This window comes from Vibrio sp. KUL78 (genome assembly GCF_059725505.1).
Genome location: NZ_AP045837.1, coordinates 2,377,693 through 2,395,244 on the forward strand (window position 1 = coordinate 2,377,693; position 17,552 = coordinate 2,395,244).

Genomic DNA, 17,552 nt, shown 5'->3' on the forward strand with positions numbered 1-17,552 from the left:
TTAAGTTAAGCACTATGAAGTACGCCGAGCTTTTTTGTCAGAGTAATTTTTCCTTCTTAACTGGCGCCTCACATGCTGAGGAGCTTATGCTGCAAGCCGACTTTTTGCAGTATTCCGCTTTAGCGATTACCGATGAATGTTCCGTTGCAGGAGTGGTTCGCGCTCATACTGCAATCAAACAACATGGCTTATCCATTAAGCAGATTGTCGGCAGTATGTTTTGGCTCAATAGTGAGTGTCAGTTCTTGTTGTTGTGCCCTAGTCGTGAGGCCTACGCTGAACTGTGCCGCATCATTACCAATGCCAGACGTCGCTGCGAAAAAGGCGAGTATCAGCTCTCAGAATGGGATGTGATGTCACTGCGTCACTGCCTTGTTATTTGGCTGCCTTGCGGTAACGAGCATGATTTACGATGGGGGCGCTGGCTCGAGCAATACCATGGTCATCGACTCTGGATTGGTTTACAGCGTCACCTCACCTCACAGGAGCACAGATACATTAGCCACTGTGAATCACTCTCTATCGAGCTTCAACGTCCGATTACCGCCTGTGGTGGGGTATTGATGCACACCGCAACTCGCCTACCATTACAACACACGCTAACAGCAATAAAGCTCAATACCTCTATTGATAAAGTGTGTGGTCACTTACTGGCAAATACTGAGCGCAGCTTACGCCCAAAGACTAAGCTTGAAAAACTCTATCGTGAGGAGTGGCTGGCCGAAAGCGTCTACATTGCGGATTTGTGCGACTTTAAATTATCGACACTGCAGTATGAGTACCCTAGTGAGTTAATTCCCAACGGAAAAACACCCATGAGTTATTTGAGGGAGTTAGTCGAGTACGGCAAGCAGCTACGCTTTCCTGAAGGGGTGCCTTTGCATGTTGAGCAGACCATTGAAAAAGAGCTCACTCTAATCGAAAAGCTACACTACCCATTTTTCTTTTTAACCATTCATGACATCGTCATGTTTGCCAAGCGACAAGGTATTCTTTACCAAGGACGCGGCTCAGCCGCCAACTCTGTTGTATGTTATTGCCTAGAAATTACTTCCGTCGACCCACGGCAGATATCGGTATTGTTTGAACGCTTTATTAGTGAAGAGCGTAATGAGCCGCCCGATATTGACGTCGACTTTGAGCACGAGCGACGTGAAGAGGTGATCCAATATATCTATCAAAAATACGGTCGTGAGCGTGCCGCGCTTGCGGCTACGGTCATTTCTTATCGATTCAAAAGTGCAGTACGCGATGTCGGCAAAGCACTTGGCGTGAGTGAAACGCAGCTTGATTACTTTATCAAGAACATTAACCGCCGCGATCGCTCGCAAGGCTGGCAGGCGCAATTGGTTGAGTTAGGACTCAAGCCAGATTCACTCAAAGGGCAACAGTTTATTGAGCTTGTTAACGACATTACTGGCTTCCCAAGGCACTTATCACAGCATGTCGGTGGCTTTGTCATTGCCTCAGGTCCTTTGTATGAGCTTGTTCCCGTAGAGAATGCCGCGATGGCAGATCGCACCGTGATTCAATGGGACAAAGACGATTTAGAAAGCTTAGGTCTACTTAAAGTGGATGTGCTTGCTTTAGGTATGCTTACCGCGATTCGCAAGTGCTTTCAATTGGTTGAAAAGCATTATGGACGCAAACTCACTATCGCTGATATTACTCGACTTCAAGATGACCCAAACGTCTACGGCATGATTCAGCGTGCTGACACGGTGGGTGTATTCCAGATTGAGTCTCGAGCACAAATGAGTATGCTGCCACGCCTAAAGCCAACTACCTACTATGACCTAGTCATTCAGATTGCAATTGTTCGCCCCGGACCAATCCAGGGCGATATGGTGCATCCGTTTCTTAAACGCCGCAACGGCGAAGAAGCCATCTCCTACCCGTCTGAGGAGGTGAAATCGGTGCTGTCTCGTACTCTTGGCGTTCCTATTTTTCAGGAGCAAGTGATCAAACTTGCCATGGTCGCAGCGGGCTTTACTGGCGGTGAAGCCGATCAGCTCAGGCGAGCAATGGCAGCATGGAAGAAAAACGGCGATCTTGTTAAGTTTCGCTCTAAGCTTATCGATGGCATGCAGAAAAATGGCTACCAAGCGGACTTTGCAGAACGTCTATTTGAGCAAATCTGTGGATTTGGGGAGTATGGATTCCCAGAGAGTCATTCTGCGTCTTTCGCTGTGCTTGCCTATTGCAGCGCCTGGCTCAAACATTATTACCCTGAAGCGTTCTACGCTTCGCTGCTCAATAGCCTTCCTATGGGTTTTTATAGCGCCTCTCAACTGATACAAGATGCGAAAAGGCATCAGGTTGCTATCGCTCCGGTGTGTGTCAATCGCTCAACCTATCATCATTATCTAAGACCAACCGACCAAGGGCTAACCTTGCAGCTTGGCTTCAGGCAGGTCAACGGACTCAGTGAGCAAAGCATACAGAAGCTGCTACAACATAGGCCACCCCAAGGCTTTCGTACTCCGACCCAGATTAAGCAGCTAGGACTAAATCGTCGTGAGCTGGAAATACTGGCTTCTGCAAATGCACTAAAAGCCATTTCAGGCGATCGCTATGCGACGCGCTGGGCGATGATGGATAATCTGCAAGACCTGCCACTGTTCCAGAATGACGCAGAGTCTCATTCAATTGAAAACCATGCACTTCCTTACAAACCTTCAGCGATTGAAGACATGCTTGAGGACTTTTCATCAATGAATGTCTCCCTCGAACAGCACCCTATCACCCTACTCGACCGAGCGGGAAAACTGGGACGATTTACTCGAATGAAAGACCTTGTGACTAAAGAACATAAATCGCTGGTGACTGTGGTGGGTACAGTGACAGGCAAGCAGTCACCTGGCACTGCGGCTGGCGTCACCTTTTTTTACTCTAGAGGACGACACGGGGAACATTAATGTGGTGGTGTGGCAAGCAACCGCAAGGGCTCAGAAGAAGGCCTATCTCACCTCAAAGATCCTTAAGGTCAAAGGCATACTAGAGCGTGAGGGAGAGGTCACTCATGTCATTGCCGGACGCCTAATTGATATGACCGAACACCTTGGCGAGCTCAAAGTCCAATCAAGGGAGTTTCATTAACTCGGTCAGTCAGCCATTTAGGGGACTCATAAACACAAAAACGGGAACCCAGGTTCCCGTCTTTTAATCCTATGAATCATAGATCCGCTTCTACTGCCACTTCCGTACGTCTTTTCTTCCATTCCTTGTAGATGAGTAAACTTAAGGCCATCAATACCTTAGAAGTTAACCAAATCATTCTGATGGAACAACCTTTAGTCGGTAGTAAAATAGTTTTTATGCTCTATAAGATCAAGCCTACAGATACGACCAAATTATAGCCTATTTTTTAGCGTACGGTGTAGTTTATTTAACAGCGCAAATTAATTACAGATCGCGTCGAATACGCTCTTGAACCACATCGACCAACAAATCTGGCTGGAACTTGGAGATAAAGCGGTCACAGCCCACCTTCTCAACCATAGCATCGTTGAAGCTACCACTTAATGAGGTGTTGAGAGTAATATACAGATCTTTCATTCGAGGGTCGCTGCGGACCTCGTGAGTCAGCTTATAGCCGTCCATCTCTGGCATTTCAGCGTCAGTAATCATCATCAAGAGTTCGCTGCAAACATCAATGCCTTCGTCGCACCATTGCTTTAGAAGGTTATAAGCCATCGCACCATCAAAACATTCAATGATTTCAACCCCTAGCTGAGCGAGCGTTGCTTTCACCTGATGACGAGCGGTAGACGAGTCGTCTACGATGAGGATCTTCTTACCTTGCAGGTGAGGGAGTAATGAACGGTCTAAGGTTTCTTCTGAGATAGCGATATCGTAATCGATGATCTCTGCTAGCACTTTTTCAACATCGATGATTTCAACTAGGCTGACGGCATCATTTTCTTCAACCTTAGTGATTGCCGTGAGATAGTTAGCTCGCCCAACAGTTCGAGGAGGAGGCTGAATTTCTGTCCAAGCAGTATTAACAATGTTCTTTACTTCACCAACCAAGAACCCTTGAACCGAGCGGTTGTATTCCGTAACGATAAGATTTTGATCGCCTTCTTCGTTCAATGTTGGAAATCCAATTGCACGTCGAAGGTCGATGACTGGCAGTGATTCTCCACGTAATGAAGCAACACCGCGAATGCTAGGATGTGAGCCAGGAAGTTGTGTCAAAGGTGGCAGCTTAAGTACCTCTTTGACCTTAAAGACATTAATAGCAAGGTCTGTCGGCTGTTAAGGGTAAACATTAACAGCTCAAGTCTATTTTCACCCACAAGTTGGGTACGCTGGTCGACAGAACTCAATACGCTCGACATTAGGCTTCCTTGGCATAAACAATAACTGATTTCTTATCTCATGTTATCGGCAGGAAGCACAAGAAGTTTACTGACTTTCACAACAAAAGTATGACCGTCAGCAAAGAGTGTGAAAAGCTTTATCCTTCAATGACTTTCATTAATAGAAGCCCATCATAAAGCGCTTGCTTAACCAAAGCAGCACCGGGCATAGTCGCTTGTTTGTAGAAACGAGACTCGACCAACTGAAGATCTTCCGTGTAGACAGGGAGGCTCTGTTCAGAGATACAGCGCTCTATTGCCGGGTAGAGAATGTCTTTCGCTTGGTTTATCACACCACCAATCAACACCTTTTCTGGGTTAAATAAATTGATGACGATAGCGATAGCGCTACCAAGATGCTCGCCTAGCTTTTCAATGACGTTGATAGCAAGCGCATCCCCTTTAACAGCGGCTTCGCAAATTGCTTCAACAGAGATGCCCTCATACTCTGACAGAATTGAGGCCTCTCCGCGAGCCAAGCGCTTTGTGACCTCATCACGAATAGCTTGTGAGCTTGCGACAGTCTCAAGACAACCCTTATTGCCACAGTGGCAATCTTCACCCTGGCGGTTTATCTGAATATGACCCAGCTCACCGATGTTGCCATGTCGGCCTTGTAAGACACGACCATCAAGAATGATGCCTGCACCTAGACCGTGGTGAATGGAAATAAGTACAGAGTTGTCACAGTCTTGAGAGTGACCGAAAAGGTTTTCTGCCAATGCCCAAGCGCGAGTATCGTTAGCCACAAATACCGGTAGCCCTGTTGCCTTAAAGATTTCTTCAGCAACATTTAGATTCTTCACATTGTAGTGCGGCATTTGCAACACAACACCTTGATCAGAATTCACCAACCCTGGCAGGGTCAGTGCGATACTTGTCACACGGTCAAGCTGCTCGCTATAGCTTTCAAAAAACTCTTCAATCTCATAAAGCAATCGAGCCATCACGTCATCTTGGTCCACTTCGTGGACTTCGATTTTGGTGTCGATAAGAACATCACCACCCAGTTCGTGCAGTGCAATCGCGAGATAGCCTCTTCCGAGACGCATGGAGAGAAATTGCCAACCTTGGTTATTGGTTTGCAAACCAACGGCAGGTCGACCACGACTGGTCGCTTCTTGGACCGTTGTTTCGTGGATCAAATGTGCTTCGATGAGTTCTCGCGTAATCTTGGTGATACTAGCCGGTGCTAGACTACTGAGTTTAGATAGGTCGATACGCGAAATAGGCCCAAATTGGTCTATCAGTTTATACACGCGACCAGCATTGATCTGCTTAATATGATCAATGTGCCCGGGTTGAGCCATGTACATTTTGAACTCCAAAAAACAACAACCTATTAATTTTTTTACTTTGCGAAGTAATTGTGAAGCAGTTTATAGGATTGCCGTGACAAATATCACGCATATAGATGGATCTTTGGGGGGCACGTCAAGTTACGCCTGTGGCTTACATCACAGACACAGTAAGGTTTTGCTCACAATTCAACCAAAATTGTTTAACGCCTTGTTACCGAAATGGCGACTTATTTAGCTATTATTAATAAGTAAGGATAGTAAGGTTAACTCGCTTGATTAGGGCGCCAAAGATCGTTGTTGGCAGAGTTTATCTTCTTGTGTTGCTTGGCGAGATTATAGCTTTCAACGAATCGATATCCGGCATCTAAACCCACTTGATAGTCATGCAAAATATCATCGACATCACTCAATAAGGATGAGGTTTTAAGTGGTTCGTCTGGTGCAATTTGCCATATAAAGCAATCGTCTGGAGGGGTCTTGAGAAACTCGCTAGTCAGTGAGTAGGTCTGATAGTGCACCATAAGCATATCTGCCAAGCCAGAATCAAAACGGTCACCAAACAGGTGACTGAGTCGATATATGTCCCCTGCTCCAAATAACCAACGCCCACCATTGATGAGCTTAAGGTGATCGGCTTGTTTGATGGCATTCGCTTTGAGTCGCTGACCTTCAAAAAAAGCGCCCCAATCGCTAGACCACTGCTCAACTTTTTCCTGCCATTGGAGCTGGAGGCTATTCAAAGACTCTCTAAACCAAGTGGGTGACTCAGTAACGATCGGCGCATCTTCTGCTGATAAAGGGTCTTCTGATACATATTGCTCGGTGCGTATCACAATGATACTGCGACACTCTTGTCGCCATGCTTCTTGCACAGGAATGGACGCAGAAACACCCCCGTCAATAAACTCGCGACCTAGGTGCGGCACAGAGCCCTCAAATAAGGTAGGGATTGCACTGGTCGCCATCAAGACTTGATACCAGTCTTCTTGCAACATGGGTAAATAGTGATCTTTAAGGGTCGCGATGTCAGTTGTCGCGGCAAACGCCCGCCTATTGCCAATCACCCGTCTGCCCATATCTACGTCCAACTTATAGGGATAGTCGCAGATTTTATCGAGAGCCCACTTCAAATTGAGATACTGCTTGCGGCGAATAAAGCTGAAGAGGTGAAAGAACTCGGGATCAGTGGTTAAGTCGAGAATGAAAGATTTACCCAGCTCGGCTTGACGAGATAGAAAAGCACAGATGTTTAGTGCACCTGCAGATGTCCCATAAAATTCATCAAAGGGATCAAAGTTGGACATTAAGAAGGCATCCAATACACCGGATGTGAAGATACCTCTTTGTCCTCCACCTTGCGCGACGAGCGCGGTTTTGCCGTCAAGGTATTTACCAAACTGTTCGTAATCGAGCACAGTCTGGCGGTTAGTGACTATACCTGAGTTCGCCATAATATGCCGCGCTAGGGCTGCTCGTTAAGCGCCGATCGCGATAACGCCAAAAGCGATAATAGCGCTAAACGCAATAGTGACAATCGTCAATGCTACTTTTAGGTCGTATTCCATAACTCCTCCAGATGTAACTTTTCATTACCATTGTGACATGTACTACTACTATACAAATAACCGCTTCAAAATTATGGTGTTAGTGTCACACTATAATTAATGCTAGTACAACTAATGTAATTTTCGAGCTTTGGCTTGGGGGAAATTAGGATGAAACTAACGCCAATCGTGATAGGTTCTTTTGCTGCAATGTTCTGTCTTTCGGCGCAAAGCAACGTCATTGTTACACCGTTTGTCGGTTATACGCTTGGCGGTGCAGCCAAGGACGGAGAAGGAAAAAGCTATGATATTTCTCCATCCGCTAATGCAGCACTTGCTGTCGAATTCCCATTTCGTAATGGTAGGATGGGCGTCTACTACTCCAAGCAAGACTCTTCACTCGATACCTTAAATCTTGATTCAAGTATTCAATACTTACAATTTCAAAGTAGCGCCGAATATGCTTGGACCGATAAAACCTCCGGCTATATTGGTGCTGGGCTTGGGGCGTCACATACTTCCGGTGAGTGGACAAACTCTCATACTGGGTTTGCTGCAAGCATCTTTGGTGGCATGGAGTATCACATAACGAAAAACTTCGCGCTCAACGGCCAAATTAGATGGCAAGGTACAGTGGTAAGCAGTGACTCCATATCGATCTGTAACTTACCCACTGACGATCAAAGCTGTTTTATCGGGTTTAAGACCAAATGGATGAATCAATTTCAAACACAGGTTGGTTTGACGATGAGGTTTTAACGCCCCCATCAGGATTAAGCACAAAAAAAGCGAGCCAATGGCTCGCTTTCTCAATAACATGCAATTACTTGTGGCGCTCTTTCAACTTATTGACCACATCATTCATTGATAGACCTTGGTCTTGTAGCAGTACCATCAGGTGATAAATCAGGTCTGCAGACTCACACACTAGCTCCGCCTTGTCACCCGACGTTGCCGCAAGCGCGACTTCAACGCCTTCTTCGCCCACTTTTTGCGATATACGCTTGGTGCCACGGGCATAGAGGCTCGCGGTATAAGAAGATTCCGGATCCGCATCTTTTCGAGCGGCAAGCAGTTGCTCAAGCTGATGAAGCCACACCATTTGCGACTCCTCTTGAGAGTCACCATCAAAACAAGTCGTTGTGCCTGTGTGGCAAGTTGGACCAATTGGATCAACCTTCACGAGCAAGGTGTCGTTGTCACAGTCCAATGCGATGTTTTTAAGCTGCAGCACATTTCCTGATGTTTCGCCTTTGGTCCAGAGACGGGATTTAGTGCGCGAAAAAAACGTTACTTGTTCAGTTTCAAGCGTCTTTTCAAGCGCTGCAGGGGTCATATAACCCATCATTAGTACTTGGCTAGATTGGAAGTCCTGAACAATTGCTGGTACCAGACCATCCACTTTATCCCAATCGATTCGTTGGTTTAGATCAACGGCTGTTTGACTCATAGTCTGATCTCCACACCTTCTTGTTTCAAATACTGCTTCAGCTCACCAATATTGATGATCTGTTTGTGGAATACCGATGCCGCGAGCGCGCCATCAACATTTGTTTTCTTGTATGCTTCAGCAAAGTGCTCCATTGCACCCGCTCCACCTGACGCAATCAATGGTACGTTACATACTTCACGAACCATGTTTAGCTGCTCAATATCATAACCGTTACGCACGCCATCTTGGTTCATCATGTTAAGGACAATCTCGCCCGCACCACGTTTTTGAACCTCTTGAACCCAGTCACGAGTTTCCCACTTTGTCGCTTTGGTGCGTGCTTCATCGCCTGTAAACTGATAGACCTGATATTTGCCTGTCTCTTTATCAAAATAAGAGTCGATGCCCACTACGATGCACTGAACACCAAACTTGTCAGCAAGATCAGTAATAAGCTCTGGGTTAGCAAGTGCAGGAGAGTTGATCGACACTTTATCTGCACCAAACTCTAGAATTCGAGCCGCATCCTCTGCTGATTTGATACCACCAGCCACGCAGAAAGGAATATCAATCACCTCTGCAACACGGGCTACCCAGCTTTTATCAACAACACGCCCATCACTCGATGCCGTGATATCGTAGAACACAAGCTCATCCGCACCCTCTTCTGCATAACGTGCAGCAAGAGGAACGATATCACCGATGATTTCGTGGTTACGGAACTGAACCCCTTTAACCACCTGCCCATCACGGACGTCTAAACATGGAATTATTCGCTTTGCCAGCATTGGAATGCCTCCTCTGCGGTAAACTTGCCGTCTAGCAATGCTCGACCAACAATAACACCTGACACACCAGTACCTTTGAGCGCTTCAATATCCGCTAAGCTGCCGATACCACCAGATGACTGGAATTGCACCTGAGGATACTGCTTACAAAGGTCCACATACAGCTCAACGTTACTGCCAGCCAATGTGCCATCACGTGAGATGTCAGTACACAGCACATGCTTGAGACCCACTGTTAGGTAATCATCAATCAGCGCCTCGATTGTTACGCCAGAATCTTCTTGCCAGCCAGAGATCGCCACCTTGCGAGTGCCGCTTTCGTCGATATTAATATCCAGCGCTAGCACAATGCGCTCAGCGCCGTATTTCTCCATCCAGCCTTTCACTAGTTCCGGCTGTTTAACCGCTGTCGAGCCCACAACAACGCGCTGAGCACCCGCTTCAAGTAGATCAACCACATCTTGCTCGCTGCGCACGCCACCGCCAATCTGAATATTGGCAGGCGTACCAGCAAGTAGTGTAGCAATAAGGTCTAACTGGCGCGCTGTAGTATCTTTTGCGCCAGTAAGGTCAACAAGATGCAGCCAGTTCGCGCCTGCTTGGTGGTAAAGGTTAAACTGCTCTACCGGGTCAACTTTGTACTCGGTAACTTGACCATAGTCACCTTGGTATAGACGAACAACTTGTCCTTCAATAAGGTCTAATGCAGGAATAATCACGTTTCAATCCTTTTGCCCCACTACCTTGTGAGGCGATAATCAATTTTTAGCAAAGCGGTGAGTTACACCAGCTCCAAAAAGTTCTGAATCAGCTTAGAGCCCGCTTTAGACGAGCGCTCTGGGTGGAACTGAACACCATAATAATTGCCACTTTGAATGGCAGCGCTAAATGGGTTTCCGTAATCACACTCAGCAATGGTGTAGTCACCAACAGGCATACCGAAGCTGTGCACGAAGTAGAAGTATTCACCCTCTTCAATACCCGCAAATAGCGGATTTCCAGCAACGGCTTTCACGGTATTCCAACCCATGTGCGGTAATGGCAGGTCGCCAGTTTCCAAACGTCTTACTTCACCGTCACACAGACCCAAACACTCAACAAGCTCATCAGCCTTCTGACCTTTCTCTTGAGAAAGTTTGCCTAGCAGTTGCATGCCAAGACAGATACCCAGAACTGGCTTTTCTACCTGCTTAACGAGGTCGATAAGGTTACGCTCTTCTAGGTTTTTCATCGCTTCACTTGCGGTGCCAACACCCGGCAAAAATAGCTTGTCCGCAGCCAGTACAACTTCTGGCTCTTTTGAGATAACCACTTGATAGCCAAGGCGCTCAATCGCAAACTTTACCGATGAAACATTGGCACAGCCGGTGTCAATAATGACAACATTTTGAGTAGAGGTAGCCATTACAGTACTCCTTTACTGCTTGGAAGCTCATTGCCTTCGACTTTAACTGCTTGGCGAAGCGTACGTCCAAATGCTTTAAATAAGCTCTCAATGATGTGGTGGTCATTATCGCCTGTTGAAGACAGGTGCAAAGTGCAAGCGAGTGTGTCTGTCAGTGAACGGAAGAAATGCACAACCATCTCGGTCGATAGGTCGCCAACTTGTTCACGAGAGAATTCCGCATCAAATTTAAGGTAAGGACGGCCAGAGAGGTCAAGACCACACTGCGCAAGACATTCATCCATCGGAAGGCTGAAACCAAAACGACCAATACCGCGCTTATCTCCAAGCGCCTCTTTAAGCGCCTGACCTAACGCCAACGCCGTATCCTCGACCGTGTGGTGATCATCGATGTGGAGATCACCTTTGACGAGACACTTCATTTGGAAACCGCCGTGAGTCGCGATTTGGTCCAGCATGTGGTCGAAGAAACCCATACCTGTAGAGATTTCGTTACCACCGGCTTCATCCAGGTTTACAAATACCTTGATGTCGGTTTCTTTTGTCGTGCGTACCACTTCTGCAGTGCGAGCTTTGACTGTTAGATCTTTTAAGATCTGCTTCCAACCCATTGTTTCTGGGTTGTACTGAATACCACGGATAGCCATATTTTCAGCCAATTGGAGATCCGTTTGGCGATCACCGATCACTGCCGAGGTTTTGAAGTCCACCTTACCGCTTTGTAGGTACTCTTTAACAAGACCTAGCTTCGGCTTACGACACGAACAATTGTCTTCATCAAAGTGAGGGCAAATAAGTACATCGTCAAACTTCACACCCTGAGATTCGAAGATCTCCATCATCATAGTGTGTGGTGCATCGAAATCCGCTTGAGGGTAGCTGTCTGTACCTAAACCATCTTGGTTTGTCACCATAACTAGGCGATAGCCTGCATCTTGCAGCGCAAGTAGGCTTGGAATGACATAAGGCTCAAGTTTTAGTTTATCAAGACGGTCAACTTGAAAGTCGACTGGTGGCTCAACGATTAACGTACCATCACGGTCTATAAATAAAATTTTCTGTTGGTTGCTCACTCTATAAATCCTTTTTGATGGTGTACTTAAGCTGCACTTTGTTCTAATAGGTTTCGGATAAATGACAAGGTCTTCTCACACTCATCACGATTACCCACACTAATTCGGACGCAATCTTCAATTGGCGAGTTACGTAAAATAATGCCTGTGTCCCAAGCGGCTTTAAATAGCTCGTCACCGTTTTGGAATTTCACCAAAAGATAGTTACCCCACCCTTCAAACACAGTCACGCCCGGTAGGGTTGATAAACCCGCTTGCAGGTACGCGCGATTCGCATTCAGATCGAGTACTTGGAACTTCGCTCTTGCCAAACCTTGCTCAGACAATGCCTGTGTTGCAATTTCTGCAACAGGGATAGGCACTGGATAAGGAGCAATCACCTTAAGCAGCACGTTAATTAACTCTTCATTTGCCAACGTGAAACCGCAGCGAAGACCCGCCAGTGCGAACGCTTTAGAAAGCGTACGTAGAATCGCTAAATTCGGGTATTGAGCTAAGAGATCGACCGTTGACGCTTCTGGACAGAAGTCAATATACGCTTCATCCATAACCACAATGGCTTTGTCTTTTGTCATTTCTAGCAGAGAAACGATGTCATCACGATTAACTAAGTTGCCTGTAGGGTTATTAGGACTACAAACAAAAACCAGTTTCACACTCTCTAAGTTCGCTTCAATCTCTGGTAGGTTAAGCTGCCAATCAGCTGTCAGCGGCACTGTTTTGCGCTCGACGCCAATCGTTTCTGCGCTAATTGCATACATACCATAGGTTGGTGGACAGTAAAGGATACTGTCTTGGCCTGGCTCGCAGAAAGCGCGAATCAACAGCTCAATACCTTCATCTGCACCGCGTGAAGTCAGTGTTTGCTCAGGCTTTACACCGGCATAATTGGCATAGGCTTCGATAAGCTGTTTTGGCTGACATTCGCTGTATCGGTTTAGACGAGCAAAGTCAGTTTTGTATTCATTGTTGAATGGTGACTCGTTAGCATTAAGCCAGATATCACCGCTGCCACCAATGCGACGCGCAGACAGATACGGCGTCAATTCTTGAACCTGTTTACGAGCTAATTTTTCCATCAGTTGTTCTCCCGTCTACGCCTTTTGAGCGTTGAGTTTCTCAACACGGATGGTTACCGCACGTTTGTGCGCATCAAGACCTTCAGCTTCCGCCATGGTCACTACCGTTGGTGCTAGACCTAGTAGACCGTCCGCACTTAGCTCTTGTACTGTCATACGCTTTGAGAAATCCGCTAAACCAAGGCTTGAATAGGTGCGCGTGTAACCGTAAGTCGGCAATACGTGGTTTGTACCTGACGCATAGTCGCCCGCTGATTCAGGAGACCAATCGCCCAAGAAGATAGAACCAGCATTGTCGAGTAACGGCAATAGTTCACGTGGACTCTTTGTCTGAACAATTAGGTGCTCTGGACCATAGTAGTTAGAGATAGACACGCATTGCGTGAGTGATTCAGCGATGATGATTAAGCTAGAGCCCAGTGCTTTTTCTGCGATATCAGCGCGTGAAAGCTGTTTTAGCTGTCTCTTGACGGCTTCCGTTACTTGGTCAGCAATCACTGGTGAAGGCGTTACGAGAACCACTTGAGAATCAGGACCGTGCTCAGCTTGGCTTAATAGATCAGACGCTACGAAGTCAGGGTCTGCGCTCTCATCAGCGATCACGAGCACTTCTGAAGGACCCGCTGGCATATCAATCGCAGCGCCGCGGAAGTCATTGCTCACTTGGCGCTTAGCTTCTGTGACATACGCATTACCAGGACCAAAGATTTTATCCACTTTCGAAACAGTCTCTGTTCCATACGCCATAGCCGCTACCGCTTGACCACCACCGACGTTGTACACCTCATCGATCTTACACAATTTAGCGACATACAAGATTTCGTCCGCAATTGGCGGAGGCGAGCACAGAACAACTTTACGGCAACCTGCAATTTGAGATGGTACACCAAGCATTAGCACTGTAGACGGAAGCGGAGCGCTGCCACCTGGAATATACAGACCAACTTTATTAATTGGTCGAGTGACCTGCTCACACACCACGCCAGGCTGCGTTTCTACGCGCAATGCTTCTGGGCGTTGCGCTTTGTGAAACTTAGCAATGTTTGAGTACGCTTGCTCGAGCGCTTGCTTCATGTTGTCAGAAAGGCGCGCTGATGCCGCTTCAATCTCGTCGGCAGAAACTCGAATCGACTCAGGACGAACGCGATCAAACTTCTCGGTAAGATCCAGAAGGGCTTTATCACCTTCGCTACGAACTTGATTAATAACCTCAGTTACTGCCGCTGTAATATTTGCGCCTTCAGTAATTGCAGGGCGTTCAAGAACAGACTCTTGCTGAGATTGACTTAAGTGTTGCCAAACTACGGTTCTCATTACTTACCCCATCATCTTCTCAATAGGTAGAACAAGAATCGAGCTTGCGCCGAGTTCTTTCAGTTGTTCCATGGTTTCCCAGAACAGATTCTCAGTACTTACTAAGTGAACAGCAACGCGCTCCGTATCCATAGATAGAGGTAATACTGTTGGGTCTTCCGCACCAGGAAGCAGTGATTTGATTTGCTCAAGTTTCTCAACTGGTGCGTGTAGCATGATGTATTTTGACTCTTTCGCCTGTTGAACACCTTGCATACGCGTTAGCAGTTTGTCGATTAGTGCTAGTTTGTCAGCATCAAACTCACCCATACGCTGAATCAACGTCGCTTTAGAGCGGAAAATGACTTCTGCTTCTTTTAGGCCGTTCGCCTCTAGCGTAGCACCGGTAGAAACCAAATCAGCAATCGCATCAGCAAGACCAGCACGCGGCGCTACTTCTACCGAACCTGTTAGCATACAAGCGCTAAAATCTACACCTTGCTCGTCCATATAGGCTTTGAGAAGTTGTGGGTAGGTAGTCGCAATACGCTTACCAGCCAGGTCTTGAGGACCCGTGTAAGTCTCATCTTTATTGATAGCGATAGATAGGCGACAACCACCGAAGTCTAGACGGCGAAGCGTCTTAAACTCGTTTGCCTCTCCCAGCGCTTTACGGTCAAGACGAACTTCTTCTAGTTCGTTTTCACCGATAAAGCCAAGGTCAACCACGCCATCCATAATTAGACCAGGGATGTCATCATCGCGGACGAGCAAAAGATCGATTGGCATATTTAGCGAATGAACAACAAGGCGCTCACCCATTACATTGAACTTAACACCACACTTTTTAAGTAGGTCTTGGCTCTCTTTACTTAAGCGACCCTTTTTTTGAATCGCAATTCTTAGGCGTTGTGTTTGCATTGCTGTATCCCTGTGCAAAATATTGATTTTTAAAATATAAAACGAAAAAACCCTCGGGAGCTTTGGTCTCCCGAGGGTTTAATTCTTGAAATCTTAAATCGAACCTCCGAGAGTTTTACCTATCTCTCGGGTATGCGTTCATCTCCCGAAAGATTAAGCTGGGTGATGGTGATGATGAATGTTCATATCAAAATTTAGCATACTTATGTTTAGGTTCCTTTGTGTCTGTACCTTCACACTAACTAAGGTTAAGACGATTTTCAACCACTAATTTCAATTGAAAACAATTTTTTTACTGAACGGTCAATTATCAGAAAGATACGCCCAACTTCTCGACTGAGAAAACCATAGAAAACGGGGAGTCACTTGCCCAAAAACCAAAAATTAGTGAAAAAAAGAGCCCTTACGGACTCTTTTCTCGATTATACGTTTGCTTCTTGCGACATTCTCGCTTTAGAGAGTGCTGACAGAACAAAACAAACAATCACAAATGTCATTGATGCAGCGGCGAATGAGATGAACACTGACGTAGTCATACCCAAGGTAATGAAGCCAACACAAGACACCAATGCTACAGATAGCGCGTACGGCAACTGAGTCGCAACGTGGTCAATGTGATTACAACGTGCACCGGTCGATGACAAAATCGTTGTATCTGAGATTGGTGAACAGTGGTCACCAAATACTGAACCAGCTAATACAGCGCCTAGCATTGGTAGCATCATCGCGATATCTGTTGCACCTGCCATATCACCAGCAATCGGTAGCATGATGCCAAACGTACCCCAAGAAGTACCTGTAGAGAACGCCATTAGACCAGACAATAGGAACAAAATAACTGGTAGCCAGTGAACGTTAATATTGCCTTGTACGGTTGAAGAGAGGTAAGCACCGGTTTTCATGTCACCAATTACAGAACCAATCGACCATGCGAAGAACAGAATAAGGATAGCGCCAAACATCGACTTAGCACCAATCCACATGGTCGTCGCAATATCAGAGATTGATAGCTTCTGTTTCACCACAGTAAACACTGCTGTTAGAAGACCAGCTGAACCACCGTAAATAAGTGACGTGCCTACATCTGTGTTTTCAAATGCGCCAAGTACGTTGAATGCAACACCGTCAGCAGCTAATGCTTGGCCGCCAGTGTAAATCATCGCCACAACCATTGCGCCGATAAGCACTAGAATCGGAAGCACTAGATCAGAGACAGAACCAAAGTCGCTTTCTTTGATATCAAGCTCTTCGTTGAGTTCATGCGCTTCTTTCGCGTCATTCTCTTTGTCTTTATCAAAACCTAGACCTTGCTTCGCGTTTAGCTCGTGCTTGCGCATTGGGCCAACATCCAATTGGAACCATGCAACAGCAAACACCATAAGTAGCGCGAACACGGCATAGAAGTTCATTGGAATAAGACGAACGTATGCACCAATCGCAGAGTACTCAGTGATACCGTGGGCAACTAGGATACCGCTGACGATAGTCATGATGTACGCCCCCCAGCTTGACGCAGGCATAAGTACACACATTGGAGCCGCTGTAGAATCTAGAATATAAGCTAGCTTAGCGCGCGATACATAAAAACGGTCAGTAACAGGACGAGAGATCGCACCTACAGCTAGGCTATTAAAATAGTCATCAACAAAAATGAATACACCAAGGAAAGCGGCTAGGAGCTTAGAGCCACGCTTGCTCTTAACGCGAGCTTGAGCCCACTCAGCAAACGCTTTAGTACCGCCTGACAGTGTTAACAGAGCAGTCATCATGCCAAGTAGCAATAGGAAGCCAACAATACTCATGTTCCAAGTATTGAGACCACCATCTTCAATAACAACACCAGAGACAGTATCAAAGACGTAACTGGCCGCGCCTGCGACAGAATAGTCATTAAGAAGGAAAGCGCCCAGTACAATACCTACCCCAAGAGAGAGTAGTACACGACGAGTAATGATCGCCAAGCTCAGAGCTACGATCGGCGGTAGCAGTGAAAGTGGTGATGTAGCAAAATCGATTAAATTCATGATCTTCAAAAACCAGTTTTTTATTATGGTTAGAGATCTACTGCAGACATGCGCAAAAGGACGAGAAGTCCAAACGCAAACGTTGAACTAAGCGAAAGGGAAGCGAACACTTCACCCAACCCCACAGTAGCGCTCCATAGTTTAACAATATAATAGACTATGGCAGTGTTGTTCCTTTCGAAGACAACCCCAGCGAGAGAGATTGATGGTCTATTCTCACTTCGGCGATAGAGCCTTTCATCATCGTTCATTGGTATCACCCCAACGATGGTTACTTTTCGCTATCGCGCCTCTACATCAAGAGCAAAATCATTCACTGGCATTTAAA

General features: G+C 46.4%; 13 protein-coding genes, 2 pseudogenes, 1 riboswitch and 1 other annotated feature. Of the genes and pseudogenes, 2 read left to right on the forward strand and 13 right to left on the reverse strand.

The window, feature by feature from the left end; translation table 11 throughout:
- The first annotated feature begins 14 nt into the window (after positions 1-14).
- Positions 15-3,099: pseudogene (locus tag AC6I8Y_RS11045) on the forward strand (error-prone DNA polymerase).
- A gap of 306 nt (positions 3,100-3,405) precedes the next feature.
- Here AC6I8Y_RS11045 and AC6I8Y_RS11050 read toward each other — a convergent pair.
- From AC6I8Y_RS11050 to cydH, 4 genes and pseudogenes are all read right to left on the reverse strand, one after another.
- Positions 3,406-4,343 (reverse strand): annotated as a pseudogene (locus AC6I8Y_RS11050) (chemotaxis protein CheV).
- 119 nt (positions 4,344-4,462) lie between these two features.
- Positions 4,463-5,680 (reverse strand): sugar metabolism global transcriptional regulator Mlc, encoded by a 1,218-nt coding sequence (gene mlc / locus AC6I8Y_RS11055; RefSeq protein ID WP_498020188.1) that lies wholly within the window; start codon positions 5,678-5,680, stop codon positions 4,463-4,465.
- Between the two features lie 248 nt (positions 5,681-5,928).
- On the reverse strand, positions 5,929-7,116 hold the full coding sequence (locus tag AC6I8Y_RS11060; RefSeq protein WP_394151603.1) for a patatin-like phospholipase family protein: 1,188 nt from the start codon (positions 7,114-7,116) through the stop codon (positions 5,929-5,931).
- 24 nt (positions 7,117-7,140) lie between these two features.
- Positions 7,141-7,230, reverse strand: a complete 90-nt coding sequence (gene cydH, locus AC6I8Y_RS11065) for a cytochrome bd-I oxidase subunit CydH (RefSeq protein ID WP_128648458.1) — start codon at positions 7,228-7,230, stop codon at positions 7,141-7,143.
- A gap of 150 nt (positions 7,231-7,380) precedes the next feature.
- On the opposite strand from cydH, the gene AC6I8Y_RS11070 reads away from it, so the two are divergent.
- Positions 7,381-7,968 (forward strand): outer membrane protein, encoded by a 588-nt coding sequence (locus AC6I8Y_RS11070; protein WP_234495561.1) that lies wholly within the window; start codon positions 7,381-7,383, stop codon positions 7,966-7,968.
- 64 nt (positions 7,969-8,032) lie between these two features.
- Here AC6I8Y_RS11070 and hisIE read toward each other — a convergent pair whose 3' ends face one another.
- The 9 genes from hisIE to AC6I8Y_RS11115 all read right to left on the reverse strand — a co-directional run bounded on the left by hisIE (position 8,033) and on the right by AC6I8Y_RS11115 (position 17,224).
- Positions 8,033-8,659 carry a bifunctional phosphoribosyl-AMP cyclohydrolase/phosphoribosyl-ATP diphosphatase HisIE gene (hisIE, locus tag AC6I8Y_RS11075; RefSeq protein ID WP_498020189.1) on the reverse strand — a complete coding sequence of 209 codons (627 nt, stop codon included), beginning with the start codon at positions 8,657-8,659 and terminating at the stop codon, positions 8,033-8,035.
- Positions 8,656-9,429, reverse strand: a complete 774-nt coding sequence (gene hisF / locus AC6I8Y_RS11080) for an imidazole glycerol phosphate synthase subunit HisF (RefSeq protein ID WP_234495558.1) — start codon at positions 9,427-9,429, stop codon at positions 8,656-8,658. Before hisF ends, hisIE begins: the two co-directional genes overlap by 4 nt.
- Positions 9,411-10,148, reverse strand: a complete 738-nt coding sequence (gene hisA, locus AC6I8Y_RS11085; protein ID WP_252011682.1) for a 1-(5-phosphoribosyl)-5-[(5-phosphoribosylamino)methylideneamino]imidazole-4-carboxamide isomerase — start codon at positions 10,146-10,148, stop codon at positions 9,411-9,413. Before hisA ends, hisF begins: the two co-directional genes overlap by 19 nt.
- Positions 10,149-10,210: 62 nt before the next feature.
- Complete coding sequence (gene hisH, locus AC6I8Y_RS11090) at positions 10,211-10,834, reverse strand: imidazole glycerol phosphate synthase subunit HisH (RefSeq protein WP_498020190.1); 624 nt, start codon at positions 10,832-10,834, stop codon at positions 10,211-10,213.
- Positions 10,834-11,907, reverse strand: coding sequence for a bifunctional histidinol-phosphatase/imidazoleglycerol-phosphate dehydratase HisB (gene hisB, locus AC6I8Y_RS11095; RefSeq protein ID WP_498020191.1), 1,074 nt, complete (start codon positions 11,905-11,907; stop codon positions 10,834-10,836). The genes hisH and hisB overlap by 1 nt, the downstream gene beginning before the upstream one ends.
- A 26-nt stretch (positions 11,908-11,933) precedes the next feature.
- Positions 11,934-12,986: a histidinol-phosphate transaminase gene (hisC, locus tag AC6I8Y_RS11100; RefSeq protein ID WP_498020192.1), complete on the reverse strand. Its 1,053-nt coding sequence runs from the start codon at positions 12,984-12,986 to the stop codon at positions 11,934-11,936.
- 15 nt (positions 12,987-13,001) lie between these two features.
- Positions 13,002-14,300, reverse strand: coding sequence for a histidinol dehydrogenase (gene hisD, locus AC6I8Y_RS11105; protein ID WP_394151611.1), 1,299 nt, complete (start codon positions 14,298-14,300; stop codon positions 13,002-13,004).
- A 3-nt stretch (positions 14,301-14,303) separates the two neighbouring features.
- Positions 14,304-15,200 (reverse strand): ATP phosphoribosyltransferase, encoded by an 897-nt coding sequence (gene hisG, locus AC6I8Y_RS11110; protein WP_252011678.1) that lies wholly within the window; start codon positions 15,198-15,200, stop codon positions 14,304-14,306.
- A 41-nt stretch (positions 15,201-15,241) separates the two neighbouring features.
- Positions 15,242-15,378, reverse strand: a sequence feature (His leader region).
- Positions 15,379-15,622: 244 nt separating this feature from the next.
- Positions 15,623-17,224, reverse strand: a complete 1,602-nt coding sequence (locus AC6I8Y_RS11115) for a Na+/H+ antiporter NhaC family protein (RefSeq protein ID WP_498020193.1) — start codon at positions 17,222-17,224, stop codon at positions 15,623-15,625.
- Positions 17,225-17,343: 119 nt separating this feature from the next.
- Positions 17,344-17,527: riboswitch (Lysine riboswitch) on the reverse strand.
- Between the last annotated feature and the right edge of the window lie 25 nt (positions 17,528-17,552).

Coding starts and splice junctions, on each gene's coding strand:
- mlc (WP_498020188.1), bottom strand. CDS start 5,680: ATGTACATGGCTCAACCCGGGCACATTGATCATATTAAGCAGATCAAT.
- AC6I8Y_RS11060 (WP_394151603.1), bottom strand. CDS start 7,116: ATGGCGAACTCAGGTATAGTCACTAACCGCCAGACTGTGCTCGATTAC.
- cydH (WP_128648458.1), bottom strand. CDS start 7,230: ATGGAATACGACCTAAAAGTAGCATTGACGATTGTCACTATTGCGTTT.
- AC6I8Y_RS11070 (WP_234495561.1), top strand. CDS start 7,381: ATGAAACTAACGCCAATCGTGATAGGTTCTTTTGCTGCAATGTTCTGT.
- hisIE (WP_498020189.1), bottom strand. CDS start 8,659: ATGAGTCAAACAGCCGTTGATCTAAACCAACGAATCGATTGGGATAAA.
- hisF (WP_234495558.1), bottom strand. CDS start 9,429: ATGCTGGCAAAGCGAATAATTCCATGTTTAGACGTCCGTGATGGGCAG.
- hisH (WP_498020190.1), bottom strand. CDS start 10,834: ATGGCTACCTCTACTCAAAATGTTGTCATTATTGACACCGGCTGTGCC.
- hisC (WP_498020192.1), bottom strand. CDS start 12,986: ATGGAAAAATTAGCTCGTAAACAGGTTCAAGAATTGACGCCGTATCTG.
- hisD (WP_394151611.1), bottom strand. CDS start 14,300: ATGAGAACCGTAGTTTGGCAACACTTAAGTCAATCTCAGCAAGAGTCT.
- hisG (WP_252011678.1), bottom strand. CDS start 15,200: ATGCAAACACAACGCCTAAGAATTGCGATTCAAAAAAAGGGTCGCTTA.
- AC6I8Y_RS11115 (WP_498020193.1), bottom strand. CDS start 17,224: ATGAATTTAATCGATTTTGCTACATCACCACTTTCACTGCTACCGCCG.